This is a genomic window from Streptomyces sp. NPDC107559 (assembly GCF_055657365.1).
The window spans coordinates 89,584-110,418 of record NZ_JBVKBD010000022.1; the positions used below are offsets into that span (position 1 = coordinate 89,584).

19 protein-coding genes are annotated in these 20,835 nt (G+C 71.3%); 18 read left to right on the plus strand and 1 reads right to left on the minus strand.

Annotated elements, in window-relative coordinates; all coding sequences use genetic code 11:
• Positions 1-180: 180 nt before the first annotated feature.
• On the minus strand, positions 181-1,218 hold the full coding sequence (locus tag ACZ7OY_RS38795) for an alcohol dehydrogenase catalytic domain-containing protein (RefSeq protein ID WP_472250281.1): 1,038 nt from the start codon (positions 1,216-1,218) through the stop codon (positions 181-183).
• A 358-nt stretch (positions 1,219-1,576) separates the two neighbouring features.
• On the opposite strand from ACZ7OY_RS38795, the gene ACZ7OY_RS38800 reads away from it, so the two are divergent.
• The 18 genes from ACZ7OY_RS38800 to ACZ7OY_RS38885 all read left to right on the plus strand — a co-directional run bounded on the left by ACZ7OY_RS38800 (position 1,577) and on the right by ACZ7OY_RS38885 (position 20,711).
• Positions 1,577-2,830 (plus strand): CaiB/BaiF CoA transferase family protein, encoded by a 1,254-nt coding sequence (locus ACZ7OY_RS38800; RefSeq protein ID WP_472250282.1) that lies wholly within the window; start codon positions 1,577-1,579, stop codon positions 2,828-2,830.
• Positions 2,831-2,859: 29 nt separating this feature from the next.
• Positions 2,860-3,753 carry a hydroxymethylglutaryl-CoA lyase gene (locus ACZ7OY_RS38805; protein ID WP_472250283.1) on the plus strand — a complete coding sequence of 298 codons (894 nt, stop codon included), beginning with the start codon at positions 2,860-2,862 and terminating at the stop codon, positions 3,751-3,753.
• Between the two features lie 70 nt (positions 3,754-3,823).
• Positions 3,824-4,486, plus strand: coding sequence for a GntR family transcriptional regulator (locus ACZ7OY_RS38810; RefSeq protein ID WP_472250284.1), 663 nt, complete (start codon positions 3,824-3,826; stop codon positions 4,484-4,486).
• Positions 4,487-5,164: 678 nt separating this feature from the next.
• Positions 5,165-6,703: a class I adenylate-forming enzyme family protein gene (locus ACZ7OY_RS38815; protein WP_472250285.1), complete on the plus strand. Its 1,539-nt coding sequence runs from the start codon at positions 5,165-5,167 to the stop codon at positions 6,701-6,703.
• 51 nt (positions 6,704-6,754) lie between these two features.
• Positions 6,755-7,855, plus strand: a complete 1,101-nt coding sequence (locus tag ACZ7OY_RS38820) for an SMP-30/gluconolactonase/LRE family protein (RefSeq protein ID WP_472250286.1) — start codon at positions 6,755-6,757, stop codon at positions 7,853-7,855.
• A gap of 60 nt (positions 7,856-7,915) precedes the next feature.
• On the plus strand, positions 7,916-8,872 hold the full coding sequence (locus tag ACZ7OY_RS38825) for an SMP-30/gluconolactonase/LRE family protein (protein WP_472250287.1): 957 nt from the start codon (positions 7,916-7,918) through the stop codon (positions 8,870-8,872).
• Complete coding sequence (locus tag ACZ7OY_RS38830) at positions 8,869-9,255, plus strand: nuclear transport factor 2 family protein (RefSeq protein WP_472250288.1); 387 nt, start codon at positions 8,869-8,871, stop codon at positions 9,253-9,255. Before ACZ7OY_RS38825 ends, ACZ7OY_RS38830 begins: the two co-directional genes overlap by 4 nt.
• 169 nt (positions 9,256-9,424) lie before the next feature.
• Entirely contained in the window at positions 9,425-10,543 is a 1,119-nt protein-coding gene (locus tag ACZ7OY_RS38835; protein WP_472250289.1) for a homogentisate 1,2-dioxygenase, read from the plus strand.
• Positions 10,540-11,730, plus strand: a complete 1,191-nt coding sequence (locus tag ACZ7OY_RS38840; RefSeq protein ID WP_472250290.1) for an alpha/beta hydrolase family protein — start codon at positions 10,540-10,542, stop codon at positions 11,728-11,730. The genes ACZ7OY_RS38835 and ACZ7OY_RS38840 overlap by 4 nt, the downstream gene beginning before the upstream one ends.
• Positions 11,731-11,811: 81 nt before the next feature.
• Complete coding sequence (locus ACZ7OY_RS38845) at positions 11,812-13,020, plus strand: thiolase family protein (protein WP_472250291.1); 1,209 nt, start codon at positions 11,812-11,814, stop codon at positions 13,018-13,020.
• A 5-nt stretch (positions 13,021-13,025) separates the two neighbouring features.
• Positions 13,026-13,778, plus strand: coding sequence for an SDR family NAD(P)-dependent oxidoreductase (locus tag ACZ7OY_RS38850; protein ID WP_472250292.1), 753 nt, complete (start codon positions 13,026-13,028; stop codon positions 13,776-13,778).
• Between the two features lie 30 nt (positions 13,779-13,808).
• Entirely contained in the window at positions 13,809-14,984 is a 1,176-nt protein-coding gene (locus ACZ7OY_RS38855; protein ID WP_472250293.1) for an acyl-CoA dehydrogenase family protein, read from the plus strand.
• Positions 14,981-15,727, plus strand: a complete 747-nt coding sequence (locus ACZ7OY_RS38860; RefSeq protein ID WP_472250294.1) for an enoyl-CoA hydratase/isomerase family protein — start codon at positions 14,981-14,983, stop codon at positions 15,725-15,727. The genes ACZ7OY_RS38855 and ACZ7OY_RS38860 overlap by 4 nt, the downstream gene beginning before the upstream one ends.
• A gap of 71 nt (positions 15,728-15,798) precedes the next feature.
• On the plus strand, positions 15,799-16,575 hold the full coding sequence (locus tag ACZ7OY_RS38865; protein ID WP_472250295.1) for an SDR family NAD(P)-dependent oxidoreductase: 777 nt from the start codon (positions 15,799-15,801) through the stop codon (positions 16,573-16,575).
• A gap of 45 nt (positions 16,576-16,620) precedes the next feature.
• On the plus strand, positions 16,621-17,808 hold the full coding sequence (locus tag ACZ7OY_RS38870; RefSeq protein ID WP_472250296.1) for an acyl-CoA dehydrogenase family protein: 1,188 nt from the start codon (positions 16,621-16,623) through the stop codon (positions 17,806-17,808).
• On the plus strand, positions 17,801-19,183 hold the full coding sequence (locus ACZ7OY_RS38875) for a phosphotransferase (protein ID WP_472250297.1): 1,383 nt from the start codon (positions 17,801-17,803) through the stop codon (positions 19,181-19,183). Before ACZ7OY_RS38870 ends, ACZ7OY_RS38875 begins: the two co-directional genes overlap by 8 nt.
• A gap of 114 nt (positions 19,184-19,297) precedes the next feature.
• Positions 19,298-19,891: a TetR/AcrR family transcriptional regulator gene (locus tag ACZ7OY_RS38880; RefSeq protein WP_472250298.1), complete on the plus strand. Its 594-nt coding sequence runs from the start codon at positions 19,298-19,300 to the stop codon at positions 19,889-19,891.
• 55 nt (positions 19,892-19,946) lie between these two features.
• Positions 19,947-20,711 carry a crotonase/enoyl-CoA hydratase family protein gene (locus ACZ7OY_RS38885; protein WP_472250299.1) on the plus strand — a complete coding sequence of 255 codons (765 nt, stop codon included), beginning with the start codon at positions 19,947-19,949 and terminating at the stop codon, positions 20,709-20,711.
• Positions 20,712-20,835: the final 124 nt, after the last annotated feature.

A 20,835-nucleotide genomic window follows, 5' to 3' on the forward strand; every position in this document is an offset into this window, starting at 1 on the left:
ATGTCTCTGCCTGAACACCACCGTGGCCCGACCGGGCGGGCAAGCCGACGCGGGCCGAACGAACCACGCCCGTCGGACGGGTCGTACGGAGGAACTGCCCGGCGGGTAGGGCGCGGGAGCTGCCCGGCGGGCCGGGCGGGGGACTCGCCGAGCGGGTCGGGAGGAGCGGACGTCCGCGGATCAGAACGTGATCATGACTTTCAGCGCCTCGCGCCGGTCCATCGCGCGATAGCCGTCGGGCACCTCGTCCAGCGTGACGGTGCGGTCGAAGACGCGCCCCGGCTCGACCGAGCCGTCCAGGACGGCGGGCAGCAGGGCGTCGATGTAGGCGCGCACCGGAGCCGGTCCGCCGGTCAGGCTGACGTTCGGGCCGAAGAGGCTGCCGAAGCCGACCGGCGCGTCCTCGTACTGCGGCACCCCGACCCGGCTGATCACACCGCCGGGGCGCACCACGCCGACGGCCGTCTCGTAGGCCGGCAGGTGCCCGACCGCCTCCAGCACCGCGCGGGTGCCGTGGCCGCCGGTCATCTCGCGGACCAGGGCGATGCCCTCCTCGCCGCGCTCGGCCACGACATCGGTGGCGCCGAAGAAGCGGCCCAGGTCGGTACGGTCCTTGTGGCGGCCCATGAGGATGATCCGCTCCGCGCCGAGCTGCGCGGCCGACAGCACCGCGAGCAGTCCGACCGCGCCGTCACCGATGACGGTGACCGAGTCGCCCGGCCCGACGCGCGCCCGGCGGGCGGCGTGGTACCCGGTGCCGTACACGTCCGCCAGGGTCAGCAGCGACGGCAGCAGGCCCTCGTCCACCCCGGCGGGCAGCTTCACCAGCGTGCCCTGCGCCTGGGGCACCCGTACCGCCTCGGCCTGGGCGCCCGCGACCTCACCGTTGCCGTACCAGCCGCCGTTGGGGCAGGAGGTGTGCAGGCCCTCGCGGCAGTACTCGCAGGTGTTGTCGGCGAAGGCGAACGGGGAGACCACCAGGTCGCCCCGTTCGAGTCCGGTCACCTCCGGGCCGAGCTCCTCGACGACACCGATGAACTCGTGCCCGATCGAGGCGGGCCCGTCCGCGGCGTCCAGGTTGTGGTACGGGTGCAGATCGCTGCCGCACACACAGGAGCGCACGACGCGCACCACGGCGTCGGTGGGCTGCTCGATCACCGGGTCCGGCGCGTCCTGGACGCGCACGTCACCGGCCTTGTACAGGAACGTTGCCCTCATGTCGCCCTCTCTCCTGCAGCTCTCTCCTGCCAGATGGTGATCAAGGAAACGAGTTCGCGTGACGGTCGGACGGGCCCCCGAACCAGGCTGGCATCTGCGTGCGGGATCGCAAACAGAAGGCTTCGCTCCGGCGGCCGGGCACCCCGGCGGGAGGAGGCCGGGGCTGCTCCGGCCTCGAGGTCCGCGAGGACACCACGCGAAAAATTGAGCACAATTTCTCTGTCATTTCCCGCAACCGATGGTTAGTGTGCGTGTTCAGAGGCGCGGTGCTGCGCAAAGCTCGCCGCCTTGCGGGTCTGATTGTGTACAAGCTGACGACCGGTCGAGATGTACACGAGGGGAGAGAGGTGGACATCGCATGCCTGACGACGAGCGGAGTGACGACCCGCGTACGGCGCCCCCGGGCGCTGCCGGGAACACCCCGGGGCCGCTGGCCGGAGTCCGGGTGGTCGAGACCGGCTCGCTGATCGCGGGACCGTTCTGCGGGCAGCTGCTCGGCGACTTCGGGGCCGAGGTCATCAAGGCCGAGGATCCCGCCGGCGGCGATCCCATGCGGCAGTGGGGGCGCCTGCTCCCGCAGGGGCTCTCGCTGAACTGGCCGGTGATCGCCCGGAACAAGAAGTCGATCACCTGTGATCTGCGTCGGCCGGAAGGGCAGCAGCTCCTGCGGGACGTGCTCGCCACCGCCGACGTCCTCATCGAGAACTTCCGGCCCGGCACGCTGGAGCGGTGGGGGCTCGGGCCCGCCGAGCTGGCCGAGATCAACCCGCGCCTGGTGGTCACCCGGGTCACCGGGTACGGCCAGGACGGCCCGTACTCGCGCCGCGCCGGATTCGGATCCATCGGCGAGGCGATGGGCGGCCTGCGGTACATCACGGGCGAGCCCGACCGGGCCCCCAGCCGTACCGGCATCTCGATCGGCGACTCGCTGGCCGGCATGTTCGCCGCGCTCGGCACGGTGATGGCCCTGTACTCCCGCGAGCACACCGGGCGGGGCCAGGTCGTCGACTCGGCCATCTACGAAGCCGTACTGGCGCTGATGGAGGCCGTCCTGCCGGAGTGGGAGCTCACCGGATCGCGGCGCGAGCGCACCGGTTCGGTCCTGCCGGGAGTCGCCCCCAGCAACGTCTACCCCACCCGCGACGGATCGGCCGTCCTGATCGCCGCCAACCGCGACACCGTCTTCAACCGGCTGGCCGAGCTGATGGACCGGGCGGAGCTGCGGACCGACGAGCGGTACGGCACGCACGCCGCCCGCGGCGAGAACCTGGAGGAACTCGACAAGCTGGTCGCCGAGTGGACCCGGCGGTTCGACGCCGAGGAACTGCTCGCCCGGCTGCACGACAACGGCGTACCCGCCGGACTGATCTACACGGCCGAGGACATGCTCGCCGACCCCCACTTCAGGGCGCGGCAGGCGATCGTCCGGCTGATGCACGACAAGCTGGGCTCGTTCCCGATGCAGAACGTCGCCCCCAGGCTGTCCGCGACCCCGGGTGCCGTGCGCACGCTCGGTCCGGAACTCGGACAGCACAACGACGAGGTGTACGGCGGCATCCTCGGGCTGGACACCGAGGCCAGGGCCCGGCTCCGGGAGCAGGGCGTCATCTAGGCCCCGCCGGCCGCACAAGGAGACAGCACGTGACCGTCAGAATCTGTGAAGTGGGCCCACGCGACGGCCTGCAGAACGAAGCCGAGCAGCTGAGCCCGCGACTGCGCGCCGAGTTCGTCGACCGGTTGTCCTCCACCGGCCTTCGCCGGGTGGAGATCGCCAGCTTCGTCAACCCCGCGCGCGTACCGCGGATGGCCGGTGCGGAGGAGGTCTGCGCCATGGTGAAGCCCGTGGCCGGCGTGGACCACGCCGCGCTGGTGCTCAACCCCCGCGGCTATGCGCGGCTCGCGCAGACCCGCTGTGCGGAGGCCCGGATGGCGTTCTGCGTCACCGAGTCGTTCAACCAGCGCAATCAGGGGCGCAGCGTGGCACAGTCGGTCGCGGACGTGGCCGAGATCGTCGCCGCGGCCCACGCCGACGGCCGTCGCGTCAGTGTCACCCTCGCCGCGTCGTTCGGCTGCCCGTTCGAGGGGGTGGTGGACCCCGGCCGGGTCCTGGACCTTGCCGGACAGGTCGCCGCCACCGGTGCCGACGAACTCGTCTTCGCCGACACCATCGGCGTCGGGGTGCCACGGCAGGTGACCCGGCTCGTCACCGGCGCGGCCCGGCTGGGCATCCCGCTCGGGCTGCACCTGCACAACACCCGCAACACCGGCTACGCCAACGCCTGCGCCGGACTGGAGGCGGGCGTGTCGGTCCTGGACAGCTCCGTCGCGGGTATCGGGGGCTGCCCGTTCGCTCCGGACGCGACCGGTAACATCGCGACCGAGGACCTCGTCTACCTGCTCGAAGGACAAGGCGTGGACACCGGTGTCGACCTCGACGCGCTGTTGTCCGCCGCGGCATGGATCACCGAGGTGCTCGGCAGGCCGTTGCCGGGCCAGCTGCTGCGCGCCGGGCGATTTCCCGCGCCGACGCGGTGATCCTCAGGGCGGACGGCGCACGGCGGCGTCCTGGAGCACACAGGTCGGCGCCGTACCGGGAGTGGGAACGATGACAAGACCGTCGGCGAGGGTCTACGAGGAACTGCGCAGGCGCATCCTGACGGGGGAGTACGCGTCCGGAGCATGGCTGCGCGAGGAGAACATCGCCACCGCGCTCGACGTCAGCCGCACCCCCGTACGCGACGCGCTGCGCCGGCTGCAGGCCGACGGCCTGGTCGAGGTGCACCCCAACCGGGGTACGCAGGTGACCGGGATGGGGTCGGCCGGACTCGACGACATCTTCGAGATACGGGCGCTGCTCGAGGGCTATGCCGCGCGCTGCGCGGCCGAGCGCGAGGACTCCGGGGCGTTCGTCGAGGAGATGCGCGCACTGTGCGACGCGATGGACGAGGTGGCCGGGACCGGCGGCGAGGACGCCGACGATCGGATCACCGCGCTCAACGTGGAGTTCCACCGGGCGCTGCACCGGGCGGCCGGCAACGCGCTGCTGCCCGGCCTGATCTCCGGGGTCATCGAGATCTCCCTGGTGCGCCACACGTTCCACAACTACTCGCCCGAGGAGATGCGGCGCAGCCTGCGGCAGCACCGTGAGCTGGTCGACGCGATGGACGCCCGCGACGGACTGTGGGCGCAGTCGGTGATGGCCTCGCACGTACTGGCGGCGCGCGCCTCGCTGCGGCGTCATCTGACGGAGCAGCAGCCGCAGGAGTGAGCGGACGGCGCACCCTGCGCGGCTGAGGATCGCACGGGCACACGGTGCGCCGGCATGCCTCGCGCCTGCCTGCCCGAAGCCTCGCCGCGGAGCCCTACCGCGACCGGCGATCAGGCCTGTCCGGACGGGGATTCCCGGTCCGCGGAAGGCCTTGCGGGATCGATCGGCGCGGTGCCTTCCGAGGTCTGTACGAACCCGAATTCCCTGTGGTTACATGCGCTGTACCGACCGAACGGTACAGAATCGGGACGGTCGCGGGAGCGGCCTCCCGGCGCGGTGCGCACGGCGTACGTCGGCGGACCGCACGGACCGCGACCGGGCGGCGGGCCGGGCCGGCGGGACGACGTCCCGGGCGGGACCGCCGCCCGCGACCGACCGACCGGTCAGAGGCCACAGGTCAGAGGCCACCGGTCCGAGGTCACCGGCCCGGGGCCACCGGTCCGAGGTCACCGGCCCGGGGTCACCGGCCCGGGGCCACCGGTCCGGGGCCACCGGTCCGGGGCCACCCGCCGGATCCCGGCGGGGAGGGGCCGTCCGCCGGGGGTCGGCGGAATCGCCCGGCCCCGTGAACACGGTCGGCGAAACCCATCTGCAGTTCCCCGGACGCTTCGACAGGCGGCGACCACGAGCGAGGGCGAGAGCGCCCTCGTCCGCACCACACCCAGGAGGAAGAACGGCATGCTGATCAGTGATGTGCTGCGTCGCAATGCGATGCGGACTCCGGGCAAGGACGCGCTTGTCATGGTGGACGGCACCGGCACACGCACCTACGCCGAGCTGTACGGGCGCGCGATGCGCCTGGCGAACGCCCTCCTCGGCATCGCCTCGCGGGGGGACAGGATCGCGATCCTGTCCGAGAACAACCCCGAGTACGTCGAGGCCTACTACGGCGTCCCCGCCGTGGGCATGGCGCTGACCATGCTCAACTACCGTCTGCACCCGAAGGAATGGGTGTGGATCCTCAACAACTCCGGCGCCAGGGTCGTCCTGGTCGAAGAGCGCTACCTGGACGCGCTCACCGACCACCGCGGCGACCTGGAGACGGTGGAGCACATCGTCGTGATCGGCGGGTCCCGGCCGGGGGTGCGCAGTTACGAGGACCTCCTGGCCGAGGGGCGGCCGACCGAGCCCGAGGCACGCGTCACCGACGACGAGGTGGCCTGGCTGCTCTACACCAGCGGCACCACCGGATTCCCCAAGGGAGCCCAGCTCACCCACCGCAACATCAACACCGCGCTGATCCAGTCGGTGCTCGCCTACGAGCCGACGGCGGACACCACCTATCTGAACGCGATGCCGCTGTGCCATGTGGCCGGCTACCTCACGCCGATGCACCAGTTCAACGGCGGGACCGTGCTGATGATGTCCGGCTGGGACCCGGAGCAGTGGATGCGGCTCGTCCAGGAGCACCGGGTCACCAGCGGCGGCTTCGCCCCGACGATGATGTCGATGCTGCTCGCCCACCCCAGGATCGACGAGTACGACCTGAGCAGTCTGGAGTGGATGGGCTACGGCGCCTCCAAGATCCCCGTGGACGTGCTGCGGCGGACGATCGAGCGGTTCGGGCCCGTCGTGTACGCGGGCATGGGCATGACCGAGCTGGCCGGGAACATGCTGACCCTCGACAAGGCGGCCCACATCCGGGCCGCGAACGGCGAGCTGCACCTGCTCGACGCGGTCGGCAAGCCGATGGCGCTGGTGGACGTGCGCGTGGTGCGGCCCGACGGCGAGGACTGCGAGATCGGCGAGGTGGGCGAGATCGTCGTCCGGGGCGACCAGGTCACCGTCGGGTACCACGGCAACCCCGAGGCGACCGAAGAGGCCTTCGCCGACGGCTGGTTCCACACGGGCGACCTCGCCCGCAAGGACGAGGAGGGCTTCCTCTACATCGTCGACCGGGCCAAGGACATGATCATCACCGGTGGCGAGAACGTCTACTCCAGCGAGGTCGAGAACGCTCTCTACGAGCACCCGGCGGTCGCGGAGGCCGCTGTCATCGGTCTCCCGGACCCGGTCTGGGGCGAGAAGGTGGCCGCCGTCGTGGTCCGCAGGGAGGGGCAGGAGGTCTCGGCGGACGACATCGTGGCCCAGTGCAGGAGCCGGCTCGCCGCGTACAAGCAGCCGCGCGAGGTGTTCTTCGCGGACGCCCTGCCCAAGACGGTCAGCGGCAAGATCCGCAAGAACGACCTGCGGGACCGGTTCGCCCCCGGCGAGTGACCCTCGTACCGCGTTCACCAGGAGATCCATCCATCGAAAGGACGGCTGGCCATGGAAAGAACCGGAGAGTCCGCGGAGCCCGGGCAGGGCACACCACCGCCCCGGCGGCAGCTCTCGCGCCGGTCCCTGATCGGACGTATGACCGCGGTGACCGCGGGCGCCTCGGGTGCCGCGGTGCTGGGTCCGGTCGGCGCGGCCGCCGCCGCGGGCGGGCCGGCCAGGCGCCGCAAGCCGAAGGTCACCGTCCTGGCGACCGGGCTGAAGTTCCCCGAGGGGCCCGTCGCGCTCCCCAACGGTGACGTGCTCGTCGTCGAGGTCCTGCGCGGGACGCTGACCCGGATCACCCCGGACGGCACCACGTCGGTGGTGGCCGAGCTGGGCGGCGGCCCCAACGGCGCGGCCCTCGGCCCGGACGGCCGGGTCTACGTCACCAACAACGGCGGCCTGAACGGCTTCCAGGTCGGCGGCTTCACGTTCGCGGGCGGCACACCGGCGAGTTACGTCACCGGCAGCATCCAGGTGGTCGACCTCGCCGACGGGTCGGTGCGCACGCTGTACACCGAGGCCGGCGGACAGCAGCTGCGCGGCCCGAACGACCTCGTCTTCGACGCCCACGGCGGCTTCTACTTCACCGACTACGGCAAGACCGGCGCGACCACCGTCGACCGGGGGCGGCTCTTCTACGCCACGGCCGACGGCACCTCGATCCGCAAGGTGGCCGACGGCATGGACGGTCCCAACGGCATCGGCCTCTCGCCGGACGGCAAGCGGCTCTACGTGTCCGAGACGTACACCGCACGGGTCTGGTGGTGGGAGGTCACGGCCCCCGGAGTCATCAGGGGCGGTCTCTCCCTGGCCGGTTCGGGCGGGGGCAACTTCCTGTACACGGCGCCGGACTACACCAACTTCGACTCGCTCGGCGTCGAGGCCGGAGGAAACGTCTGCGTGGCGTCGATGATCCACGCGGGCATCTCGGTGGTCAGCCCGAAGGGCCATCTCGTCGAATTCGTCGACATCAATGTCGGCGACGACCCCGGAATCACCAATATCTGCTGGGGAGGAAAGCACCTGAACACCGCGTACATCACCGCCTCCAGCACCGGAAAGCTGCTGAAGGCGGACTGGCCGCGGCCGGGCCTCGCACTGCGATGAAGGCCCGACGGAAAAAGAAACGAAGTCGGCTGGACAGAACATCACGGGAAGGGAAAGCACATGAATGTCACCACTCTCGCCACCGGACTGAAGTTCCCCGAGGGGCCCGTCGCGCTCCCGAACGGTGACGTGCTGGTCGTGGAGCTGCTGCGCGGGACGCTGACCCGGATCACCCCGGACGGCACCACGTCGGTGGTGGCCGAGCTGGGCGGCGGCCCCAACGGCGCGGCCCTCGGCCCGGACGGCCGGGTCTACGTCACCAACAACGGCGGCATGCTGGGCTTCGAGGTCGGCGGTTTCACCTGGGCCGGCGGCATAGCCCCGGACTACGTCACCGGCAGCATCCAGGCGGTCGACCTCACGGACGGTTCCGTGGGGACGCTCTACACCGAGTGCGACGGACAGCCGCTGCGCAGCGCCAGCGACCTGGTCTTCGACGCCCACGGCGGCATGTACTTCACCGACTACGGCAAGAGCGACGGAGTCACGGGCGACAAGGGCCGGCTCTTCTACGCGGCCGCCGACGGCAGCTCGATCAAGTTGCTCACCGGCGGGATGGACGGCCCCAACGGCATCGGGCTCTCCCCGGACGGGACGCGGCTGTACGTCAACGAGACCTTCACCGCACGCGTGTGGTGGTGGGAGGTCACCGCTCCGGGCGAGATCAAGGGCGGGCTGTCCGTGGGAGGTTCGGGCGGCGGCAACTTCCTGTACACGGCGCCGGACTACACCAACTTCGACGGGCTCGGCATCGAGGCCGACGGCAACCTCTGCGTCGCGTCGATGGTCCACACAGGCATCTCCGTGGTCAGCCCGCAGGGCGAACTCGTGGAGTTCGTCGACATCGACGTCGACAACGACCCCGGCCTCACCAACATCTGCTGGGGCGGCGAGGGCCTGCGGACCGCCTACATCACCATGGCCAGCACCGGACAGCTGGTCAAGGCGGACTGGCCGCGGCCGGGTCTGCGCCTCAACTACGGCCCCACCGGCGAGCCGGACGGCGAGCAGGCATGAGCGCGGGCGTCCCTGCCCTCGCCGACCGGTTCTTCGCCGCGGTCTCCCGCGGGGACCTCGCGGAACTGGAGGCGCTGTACAGCCCGGACGTGACCGTCTGGCACAACTACGACGACGTCGACCAGACGCGGGTGGAAAGCCTGCGGCTCCTTTCCTGGCTCGCCGCCGAAGCCGGCCCGCTGCGATATACGGATGTGCGGCGGACGGTTCTGGACGACGGATTCGTGCAGCAGCACGTCGTCGAACTCGGCGGACGGTGCGAGGGAATACGTATGCCGGCCATGCTCCGGGTCTTCTGCGACGACCGGCAGATCCGCCGGATCGAGGAATACGTCGACCCGGCACCGCTGAACGCGCGACTGGCGGCGTCGGCGGAGCATTGAGCGGAATGCCGGTCCGTGCCTGACCGAGGCGCGGCCGGCGATGATCCAGCACACCATTGACGGGAATATCCGGCCAGATTAATGTACCGATCAGTCGGTACGGCAGTTCGGTTCCGGGGCGCGGGACGGCACACCGTCCGGCGCCCCGGACCAAGACGGGAGCGGCACAGTGGAGTCATTCACCCATCTGCGGAAAGGCGTGACGCCCCGCAGGATCCACGCGGACCTCGAAGGCCTCAAGGACGACGAGCTCGGCCGTGGCGGGTTCGAGGGCCGCACGGCGCACCTCTACCGACGCCACGACCCCACGCGGTACCGCAGCGTGGGTCCGCTGACCGGCGTCGACATCGCCGCGAGCGCGCTGACCCCCGCCGACAAGGACGACCCGAGCGGCGCACCGCTGCTGATGTTCAGCAACGCCGACTGCCGGATCTCGGTGAGCATGCGCGCCGAGCCCATGCCGTTCTACGTCCGCAACGTCGACGGCGACGAACTGCACTTCGTGCACCAGGGCACCGGAACCTTCGTCACCGAGTTCGGCCCGCTGGCCTACCGGCCCGGCGACTACGTCTACATCCCGAAGGCGACCACGTACCGTCAGGTCCCCGACGACGGCGGCAGCTGCGTCCTGGTCGTCGAGGCGGTCGACGAGTTCCGCGTCCCGCCGGCGGGCGTCCTCGGCCGGCACTTCCCCTTCGACAGCGCGCTCGTGGTGATCCCCGAGGCCGCCGTGGTCGAGGACGACGGCCGCGACGAGTACGAGGTACGGCTGTACCACTCGGGTCAGTACACCTCGATCTACTACCCGCACGACCCGTGCGACGCCGAAGGCTGGCGGGGCGACAACTTCCCCTTCACCTTCAACATCGACGACTACAACGTGATCACCTCCGCGAGCGTGCACCTGCCGCCCACCGTGCACCTGTTCATGCAGGCCACCGGCGTGTACGTGATGAACTTCCTGCCCAGGGCCGCCGAGAGCGTGCCGGGCACCGAACGCTTCCCGTGGTACCACCGCAACGTCGACTTCGACGAGATCGCCTTCTTCCACGGCGGCAGCGTCTTCGGCCTCGACCTGCCGCCCGGCCTGATCTCGCACGCCCCGCAGGGCACGCACCACGGGGCCGCCGAGAAGGCCCGTGAGCGCTCCCGGCGCCGCTTCGACAAGGACACCCGGGTCGAATGGAAGATCATCGCCGTCGACACCCGCCGACGGCTGGTACCCAGCGAGGCGGTCCTCACCGCGGCGGCCGAAGCCGGCGCCGCAGACCCGGAGATCCAGATATGAGCACGGAAGCCAAGAAGCACGCGTACGACCGCATCCCCTACCTGGTGATGTTCGAGGACACCTCGGCCTACCGCGACACCTACGGCGGCCCGAACGCGACGGTCGCCCTGGAGAGCTACCTCCTGAAGCCGAAGGAGGTCGAGTCCGACACCGTCATCGTGTTCATGCACCCGATCGGCGGCGGCGCCTACCTGCCGATGATGAACGGCCTCGCCAGGGCCGGCCACCACGTCATCTACTGCGGCAGCCGCTACCGGGGCGTCGACAGCGCCCTGATCATGGAGAAGGTCGTCCAGGACCTCGGCGCGTGCGTGCGCGACGCCCGCGAGCGCCTCGGCTACGCCAAGGTCGTGCTGGCCGGCTGGAGCGGGGGCGGCTCGCTGTCGCTCTACTACCAGCAGCAGGCCCAGAACCCCACCGTCACCGCCACCCCGGCGGGCGACGGCCCGGACCTGACCCGGCTGGACCTGATCCCGGCCGACGGCATCATGCTGCTCGCCGCGCACATCAGCCGGCACGGCACCATGACCGAGTGGCTGGACGCCTCGATCCTGGACGAGTCCGACCCCGACGTCCGCGACCCGGAACTCGACCTGTACGACCCGAAGAACCCCAACCAGCCGCCGTACACCGAGGAGTTCCTGACCAGGTACCGGGCCGCCCAGATCGCCCGCAACCGCAGGATCACCGCGTGGGTCAAGCAGCAGCTCGCCGAGCTGCGCGCCTCCGGGCGGGAGTTGGAGGAACGCGGCTTCGTCGTGCACGGCACCATGGCCGACCCGCGCTGGCTCGACCCCACCGTCGACCCCAACGACCGTACGCCCGGCCGGTGTTACCTCGGCGACCCGAAGGTGGTCAACAACGGCCCCGTAGGCCTCGCCCGCTTCAACACCCTGCGCGGCTGGCTCTCCCAGTGGAGCTACGACGACGCCAACGGCGACGGCGTCAAGTGCGCGGCCGACCTGCGGATCCCCACCCTCGTGATCGGCAACACCGCCGACGACGCCTGCACGCCCAGCCACACCCGGCGCCTCTACGACGCGGTCGGCCACCCGGACAGGACGCTGTACGAGGTCGCGGGCGCCACCCACTACTACGCCGGACCGGACCAGCGGCCCCAACTGGCCGAGGCCATCGGCGTCGTCACCTCCTGGCTGACCGAGCGCGGTTTCACCGGACGGCACTGACCGCCCGCAGACCCCCGCAGCCGACACCCCCGCGAACCGGCCGCGGCGCCCCGCGCCCCGGCCCCACACCAAGAGGTTTCCATGCCCGAAGCAGTCATCGTCGAGGCGGTCCGGACCGCCTCGGGCAAGCGCCACGGTTCCCTGTCCGGCTGGCACCCGGCCGAGCTCGTCGCCCAGACCCTGATCGCCCTCCAGGAACGCAGCGGCATCGACCCCGCCCTCGTCGACGACGTGTTCATGGGCTGTGTCACCCAGGCAGGACCGCAGAGCACCAACGTCGGACGTACCGCCGTCCTGGCGGCGGGCTGGCCCGAGACCGTGCCGGCCACCACCATCGACCGGCAGTGCGGCTCCTCCCAGCAGGCCGTGCACTTCGCCGCCCAGGCCGTGATGTCCGGGGTGTGCGACGTGGTCGTCGCGGCCGGCATCGAGGCCATGTCCACGGTGCCGATGTTCTCCAACGCCCCCGGCGGGGACATCCGCGCCGTCTACGGCGAGGCGGCACAGCAGCGCTACGCCGACCGCGAGGCCTACGGGGTCAGCGGCCTCGGCCCGCAGGGCGTCTCCTCCGAACTGGTCGCCGACCGCTGGGAGCTGACCCGCGAGGAGCTCGACGCCTACGGTCTGCTGAGCCAGCGGCGGGCCGCCGCCGCGCGGGACGAGGGCCGGTTCGACCGCGAGATCGTCCCGGTGCCGCGCAAGGTGCGCGACCGGGAGACGGGCGAGGTCAGCGAGCCCGGCGGCACCCTGGGCGCCGACGAGTGCATCCGGGCCACCTCGCCCGAGGCACTGGCCGGTCTCAAGCCGTCGTTCGTCCCCGAGGGCCGGGTGACCGCGGGCAACTCCTCGCAGATCGTCGACGGCGCCGCCGCCCTGCTGATCATGAGCGCGGACAAGGCACGGGAGCTCGGGCTGCGTCCCCGCGCGGTGATCCGCCACATGGCGGTCGTCGGCTCGGACCCGGTGGAGATGCTGACCGGACCCATCCCGGCCACCCGCCGGGTCTTGGACCGGGCCGGCCTGAGCGTGCAGGACATCGACCTCTTCGAGGTCAACGAGGCGTTCGCCTCGGTCGTCCTGGCCTGGCAGCGCGAGCTCGGCGCCGACCCGGCCAAGGTCAACGTCAACGGCGGCGGCATCTCCCTGGGCCACCCGCTGGGCGCCTCCGGCGCGAAGCTGATGGTCACCCTGCTCCACGAACTGGAGCGCACCGGCGGCCGGTTCGGCCTCCAGACGATGTGCGAGGGCGGCGGCATGGCCAACGCCACCGTCATCGAGCGGCTGCCGTGAGCCCGATGGCCCACGTCATCGACCTCGACGGCAAGGTCGCGGTGGTGACCGGCGCCTCGTCCGGACTCGGACGGCAGTTCGCGCTCACGCTGGCCGACGCGGGCGCGACCGTCGTCGCGGCCGCCCGCCGCACGGAGCTGCTGGCGGAGCTCGCCGCCGGGCACGACCGGATCGTGCCGCACCGCTGCGACGTCACCGACGAGACGGACCGCGCGGGCCTCGTCGCCCGCGCCGCGGACCTCGGCGGGGTGGACATCCTGGTCAACAACGCCGGATGGGCCGACGCGCTGCCCGCCTTCGAGCAGCCCGTCGACTCCTTCAGCAGGACGCTCGACATCGACGTCACCGCACTGTTCCGGCTCAGCGTGCTCGCCGCGCGGAGCATGGCGGAGCGCGACGGCGGGACGATCGTCAACATCGCCTCCATCCTCGGCATGGTGGCCTCGGCACCCGTCACCCAGTCCGCCTACGGTGCGGCCAAGGGCGCGGTCATCAGCCTCACCCGGCACCTGGCCGCCGAATGGGCCCGCCACGACGTACGCGTCAACGCGATCGCCCCGGGGTTCTTCCCCAGCGAGCTGACCGCCGAGATGCTCGCCGACGAGTCCTCGAGCCGGTGGATCGCGCGCAACACCCCGATGGGCCGCCCGGGACGGCCCGGGGAACTCGACGGGGCACTGCTGCTCCTCGCCGGCCCGGGCGGCACCTACATCACCGGGCAGACCATCGCCGTCGACGGCGGCTGGACCGCCCGATGACCACGGACGAGACCAGAGAGGAGGTGCGCGATGACCGTACGGCGTGACCTGTTCGACGACACCCACGAGGACTTCCGGCAGAGCTTCCGGACCTTCGTGCGCACCGAGATCGTTCCGCACCACGAGAAGTGGGAGGCGGCCGGCCGCGTCGACAAATCCATGTTCCTGGCCGCCGGAGCCCAGGGCTTCCTGGGCATGGCCGTACCGGAGGAGTACGGCGGCCTCGGGGTGGACGACTTCCGCTTCAACGTGATCATCTCGGAGGAGCTGCAACGGGCCAACGTGATCGGCTCGGGCATGTGCATCACCCTCCACAACGACATCGTGCTGCCCTATCTGCTCGGCACGGCCACCGAGGAGCAGCGGGCCCGCTGGCTGCCCGGCTTCGTCACCGGCGAGACGATGGGCGCGATCTCCATGACGGAGCCCGGCACGGGGTCCGACCTGGCGGCCATCCGCACCACCGCGGTCCGCGACGGCGACCACTACGTCCTGAACGGGGCGAAGACGTTCGTCACCAACGGTCTCAACGCCGACCTGGTCGTGGTGGCCGTCAAGACCGACCCCGCCGAGCGCCACCGCGGCATCAGCCTGATCGTGGTGGAGGCGGGCACCCCCGGCTTCACCCGCGGACGTCATCTGCGCAAGATCGGGCTGAAGAGCCAGGACACCGCGGAGCTGTTCTTCGACGACGCCCGCGTGCCCGCGGCGAACCTGCTCGGCGAGCCGGGGACGGGCTTCGCCACCCTGATGGCGAACCTGGCCCAGGAACGCCTGGCGCTGTCGGTCTCGGCGATCACCGGCGCCCGTGCCGTCCTGGACCTGACGATCGACTACTGCCGGGAGCGCGAGGCCTTCGGACAGCGGCTGTCCTCCTTCCAGAACACCAAGTTCGAGCTGGCCGAGATGCTCACCGCCACCGAGGTCGCCCAGGTCTACGTGGACCACCTGGTGCGCCGGCACCTGAGCGGGGACGTCGACGCCGAGGACGCGGCCAAGGCCAAGTGGTGGACCACCGAACTCCAGCAGGACGTGGTCAACCGCTGCCTCCAACTGCACGGCGGCTACGGCTTCATGGAGGAGTACCCGGTGGCCAAGGCGTTTCTGGACGCACGGGTGCAGACCATCTACGCGGGGACCAACGAGATCATGAAGGAGATCATCGGCCGGTCCATCGACACCCCCGGGAAGCGGTCCCGCGGATGAGCGTCGACTGCGTGACCCGGGACGGGGTCGCCACGATCACCCTGAACCGGCCCGGCAAGCTCAACGCCATGACGGACACGATGTGGAGCGCGCTGGACGCGCTGCTCACCGAGCTGTCGGCCGACCCCGCCACCCGTGCGGTGGTGGTCACCGGAGCCGACGGGGCGTTCTGCGGCGGGTCGGACGTCGAGGGCCTGCTCGACGACCTCGACGCCCTGCCCGACCGGATCAGGGTCTCCAACCGCTGTGTCCTCGCCCTGCACGAGGCGCCGTTCCCGACCATCGCGATGGTCGACGGAATCGCCGCGGGCGCGGGCGTCAACCTCGCGCTGGCCTGCGACTTCGTGATCGCGAGCGACCGGTCCCGCTTCCTTCAGCTGTTCATCCGGCGCGGGCTGTCCCTGGACAGCGGCGGCAGCTGGCTGCTGCCCCGGCTGGTGGGGGAGCGCAGGGCACGCCAACTGGCGTTCCTCGGCGACTCGTTGGACGCCGCCACCGCGCTGGACTGGGGAATGATCACGTCCGTCGCGCCGGTGGAGGACCTGGCCGCCGAGGTGGACGCCCTCACCGACAGGCTCCGCCGGCTGTCGCCCACCGCCCTGGCCGGCACCAAGTCACTGCTGAACGACGCCTGGCGCACCACGCTCGCCGAGGCACTCGAAGCCGAGATCGCCAACCAGGTCGCGGTGATCGCCTCCCCCGAGGCACAGGCGGCGATCGCCGCATTCGTCCGCAAGCGCTGACCGGACACCGGCCCGGCACGGTCCCGGCCGCACCTCGCACCTCGCACCTCATACGAACCAAGGAGTCAACGATGGAACTGGCAGGCAGCTCGGCGATCGTCACCGGCGGGGGCTCCGGCCTGGGAGAGGCCACCAGCCGCCTTCTCGCGGCCAAGGGCCTGAAGGTGACCGTCCTCGACCTCGACGAGGTGGGCGGCAACCGGGTCGCCAAGGAGATCGGCGGCCGGTTCATGGCCGCGAACGTCACCGACCCCGACCAGGTCGTCGCCGCCGTCGACACCGCCGTGGCCGACGCCCCGCTGCGCGTCGTCGTCAACTGCGCGGGCATCCCGAGCCTCGCCCGCACCGTCGGCAGGGACGGAACATACGACTCGGCCCACGACCTCGACGCGTTCCGCAAGGTCGTCGAGGTCAACCTGATCGGCACCTTCAACGTCGTGCGCCTCGCCGCGACCGCGATGTCCCACAACGAGCCCGACGCCGACGGCGCGCGCGGCTCGATCGTCAACACCACCTCGGTCGCCGCGTTCGACGGCCAGATCGGCCAGGTCGCCTACAGCGCATCCAAGGGCGGTGTCGTCGGACTCACCCTGCCGCTGGCCCGCGACCTCGGTGTCGTCGGAGTCCGGGTGAACACCATCGCGCCCGGGCTGATCGAGACCCCGATCTACGACACGGTCCCGAACCCGGCCGAGTTCAAGGCCAAGCTCGCCAAGGACGTCGTCTTCCCGCGCCGGCTCGGCCGGGCCGAGGAGTTCGCGAGCCTCGCCTGGGAGTTGCTGTCCAACAGCTACATCAACGGCGAAGTGATCCGGATCGACGGGGGAGTCCGCCTTCCCCCGAAGTGACCCACGCCCCGTCCCGCCCGTCCGCTGCTGTCAGGAATGAAGCCCATGAGTATGTCAGGAACACAACTTCGCGCCGCCATGCGGGAGTTCGTCGACGGTGAGGTCATCCCCGCCGAACGGGCCCTGGACGCGGGCGGCGACACCGCCGCCGACGCGCTGCAGCGCCTCCGGGCGAGCGCCAAGAAGCAGGGACTGTGGGCGCTGGGACACCCCGCCGAGATCGGCGGCGGCGGCCTTCCGTTCTACGAGTTCGCGCTCGTCAACGAGATCATCGGCCGTTCCAAGTACGGACAGCTCGCGGCGGGCACCCTGTCGATGCAGGACGCGATCATGCTGCACCGCTTCGGCAGCGAGGAGCATAAGCGGCGCTGGCTGGTCCCGCTGGTCGCGGGGGACATCACCCCGAGCACCGGCATGACCGAACCCGAGGTCGCCGGCTCCGACCCGACACTCATCCAGGCCACCGCCCGGCTCGACGGCGACGAGTGGGTCGTCGACGCGCACAAGTGGTTCACCACCGGCGGCTCCACCGCCGCGTTCACCACGGTCTACGCCCGCACCGAACCGGACGACGTCAAGGCCCACCGGGCCCTGTCCGCGATCGTCGTGCCCGCAGGCACCCCCGGCTTCGAGGTCGTCCGCGTACTCAGGACCATGGGCTCGACCGGCGGCGACCACTGCGAGATCCGCCTCACCGGGGTCCGCGTCCCCTACGAGAACCTTCTCGGCGAGCGCGGCGGCGGATTCGCCGTCGGCCAGACCCGCCTCGGTCCCGGCCGGATCTTCCACTGCATGCGCTGGCTCGGCCAGGCCCAGCGCGCCTTCGAGCTCATGGTCGACCGGGCCAACACACGCTACGCCCACGGCTCGCTGCTCTCGCAGAAGGGCGAGATCCAGCGCTACGTCGCGGAGTCCGCCGCCGAGATCCACGCGGCACGGCTGATGGTCCTGGACGCGGCGCGGCAGTTCGACCGGGACGGACAGGCCCGCATCCAGATCAGCATGGTCAAGTTCTGGGCGGCGCAGATGCTGCACAACGTCATCGACCGGGCGATCCAGGTCCACGGGGCCCTCGGCGTCACCGACGACACCCCCCTGGAGGGCATGTACCGGGAGGCACGCTTCGCCCGTATCTACGACGGCCCGGACGAGGTCCACCGGATGGTCGTCGCGCGACGCCTGCTGGCCGACCCCTCCCGCGCCCCCTGGCTGGAGGACGGTCTCGATGACTGACCAGCAGGAGATCGAGGCGCGGCTGAGCGCCCTGTGGGGCGCGCCGGTGACGGCCACCGTCCCCAGCACCCTGCCCGGCGGCGCCAGCCGGCAGACCATGCGCTTCACCGCCGAGACCGCGGACGGCTCCCGCGAACTGGTCCTCAGGCGCGACCTGTCGGGCCCGGCCGGCGCCGCGACCATGGACCTGGAGGCCAGGGTCATGGCCGCCGCCGCGGCGGCCGGGGTGCCGGTCCCGGAACTGGTGGACAGCGGGGCGTCGCTCGGCGGCAACCCCTACATCGTCATGAGCCATGTGGCGGGCGAGGTGATCCCACGCCGCCTGCTGCGCGACGACGCGTACGCCACGGCCCGCGAGACACTCGCGGCACGGTTCGGCGCCATCGCCGCGCGTATCCACACCATGTCCCCGGACACCCTCGGCGGGCTCGCCCGGCAGGACCCGATCGCCGCGCTGCGTGGCCTGGCCGAGCGCTGGGACACCCCCCGGGCGTCGGTGGAACTCGGCATCCGCTGGCTGGAGGAGCACCCCGTGCCCGCCGTCGCCGACACCGTCGTGCACGGGGACCTGCGCAACGGCAACGCCATCGTCGGCCCCGAGGGGATCCGGGCCGTACTGGACTGGGAACTCGTCCACCGCGGCGACCCGGTCGAGGACCTCGGCTGGCTGTGCGTGAAGGCCTGGCGCTTCGGTTCGGCGCTGCCGGTCGGCGGCTTCGGCACCCGCGCACAGCTCCTCGACGGATACGAGGCGGTGGCGGGCTGGCGCCCGACCGACGCCCAGCTGTACTGGTGGGAGGTGTACAGCACACTGCGCTGGGTCCTGATCTGCCGTCAGCAGGCCGCCGTACACCTGGAGGGCGCACAGGACTCGCTCGAACACGCGGTGATCGGCCGCCGGGTGTGCGAGGCGGAGTTCGACCTGCTGCTCGCGCTCGGGCTGACCCGGCCGGAGAAGACGGAGGACGTACTCACCGCCGTGGACGCGGCGGAGTCCGAGACGGTCGGCACCGGCGTCGCGCCCCACGACGCCCCGGACGCCGGCCATCTGCTCGCCGTGGTCGAGCGCACCCTCGCTCGCGGTGAGCTCGGTGCGCAGGGCGGTGCCCGCTACCTCGCCAGGGTCGCGGCCGCCGCGCTGCGGATCGCCCGCCGGGAGATCCTGCTCTCCGCCGAGGTGGCGCAGCGGCACCGCGAACGGCTGGCGGGTCTCGGCTTCGCGACGGAGCAGGACTTCGCCGCCGCGCTGCGCTCCGGCGCCGTGGCACCCGGGGCCCCCGGTGTCGTGGACGCCGTGGTGGGCACGGTGCGGGACAAGCTGCTCGTGGCCAATCCCGGGTATCCGGGCCGGCCCGACGCGCCGGAGGAAGGCTGACGGCGAGGGCACCGACGCGCGCGAAGGCATGCGCGAAGGCAGGTGCGAAGGCGCGTGCGACGACCCTCGGTAGTCTCTACCTCCCCCGGGTTCCTTTTCGAGAACGGCAGGTCAATGGCCCCCAAGTCACCTCAGAAAGCTCGGATTCTGCGTGCGGCGGCGGAACTCTTCGCCGAGCACGGCTACCACGGCACCGGGATGGCCCAACTCGAGGCGGCGGTAGGACTCCAGCGAGGTGCGCTCTACCACCACATCGGGAACAAGGAAGCCCTGCTCTTCGAGATCAGCGCCTCGCAGCTGCGTGTGATGGTCGAGATCGCGCTCGACATCGAGAAGCGCGTGGGGGATCCCGAGGAACGCTTCAGGGAACTGGCCCGGACGCTGATGGAGAACATCGCCGACCACGTTCTCGAATGGACCGTGCACTACCGGGACTTCACCGCGCTCACCGGCCCGCTCATGGAGTCGGTGCTCGATCTGCGCAAGCAGTACGAGCAGGTGTGGCAGCGCACGCTCGACGCGGGCATCGACGCGGGGGACTTCAAGGCGCTGCCCGAGTCCGTGGCCCTGAAGGGCATCCTCGGAATGTTCAACTATTCGTACGTGTGGCTGAAGAAGGGCGCCGGACTCCCGCCGCGCGAGATCGCGGACGTCTTCTGCGACACCTTCTTGACCGGCATCCGGCGCACCACGCCGCCGACCGGCTGATCACCACGTCGACCGGCCGTCGGAGCCGGTACGACCGCACCGCAAGGAGAACGACATGTCGGACGAAGTCCTGGTCGAACGCCGTGACGGCGTGCAGATCATCACCATCAACCGGCCGCAGGCGAAGAACGCCCTGAACCTGGCCGTCGCCCGCGCCGTCGCGGACGCCGTCGACGAACTGGACGCGTCCGACGACCTCCGGGTCGGCGTCCTGACCGGCGCGGGCGGGACGTTCTCGGCCGGGATGGACCTCAAGGCCTTCCTCAGGGGGGAGAGCCCGGCGATCGAGGGCCGGGGACTGGCCGGCATCACCGTCACACCGCCGAGGAAGCCGCTGATCGGCGCCGTCGAGGGCTGGGCGCTGGCCGGCGGGTTCGAGCTGATGCTGGCCTGCGACCTGGTGGTCGCGGCCGAGACGGCCCGGTTCGGCGTCCCGGAGGTGACCCGCTCGCTGGTGGCGGCCGCGGGCGGCGCACTGCTGCTGCCGCGCCGCATCCCGTACGCGATCGCCATGGAGATGCTTCTCACCGGCGGTCCGATCAGCGCGCGGCGAGGGGCGGAAGTCGGCCTGGTCAACCGCCTGGTGCCGGAGGGCAAGGCGCTGGAGGGCGCGCTGGAACTGGCCGCGCGGGTGGCGGCGGCCGGACCGCTGGCGGTCGCCGCCACGAAGCGGATCGCCCGCTCCAGCGCGGACTGGACGCTCGCCGAGGGCTGGGAGGAGCAGGAGCGGATCATCGCGCCGGTCTTCGTCTCGGAGGACGCCCGGGAGGGAGCCACCGCTTTCGCGGAGAAGCGCTCCCCGGTCTGGCGCGGTCGCTGATCCCGGCTCCGGTCCGGCGCTGCCGCTGATCCCGCGCGTTCCCACGGGTGACGCGCGCTCCCCGCGCCGCTGCCCCCCGGGCTCCCGCACGGCAGACCCGCACCGGACGGGACCCGGCCCCCTG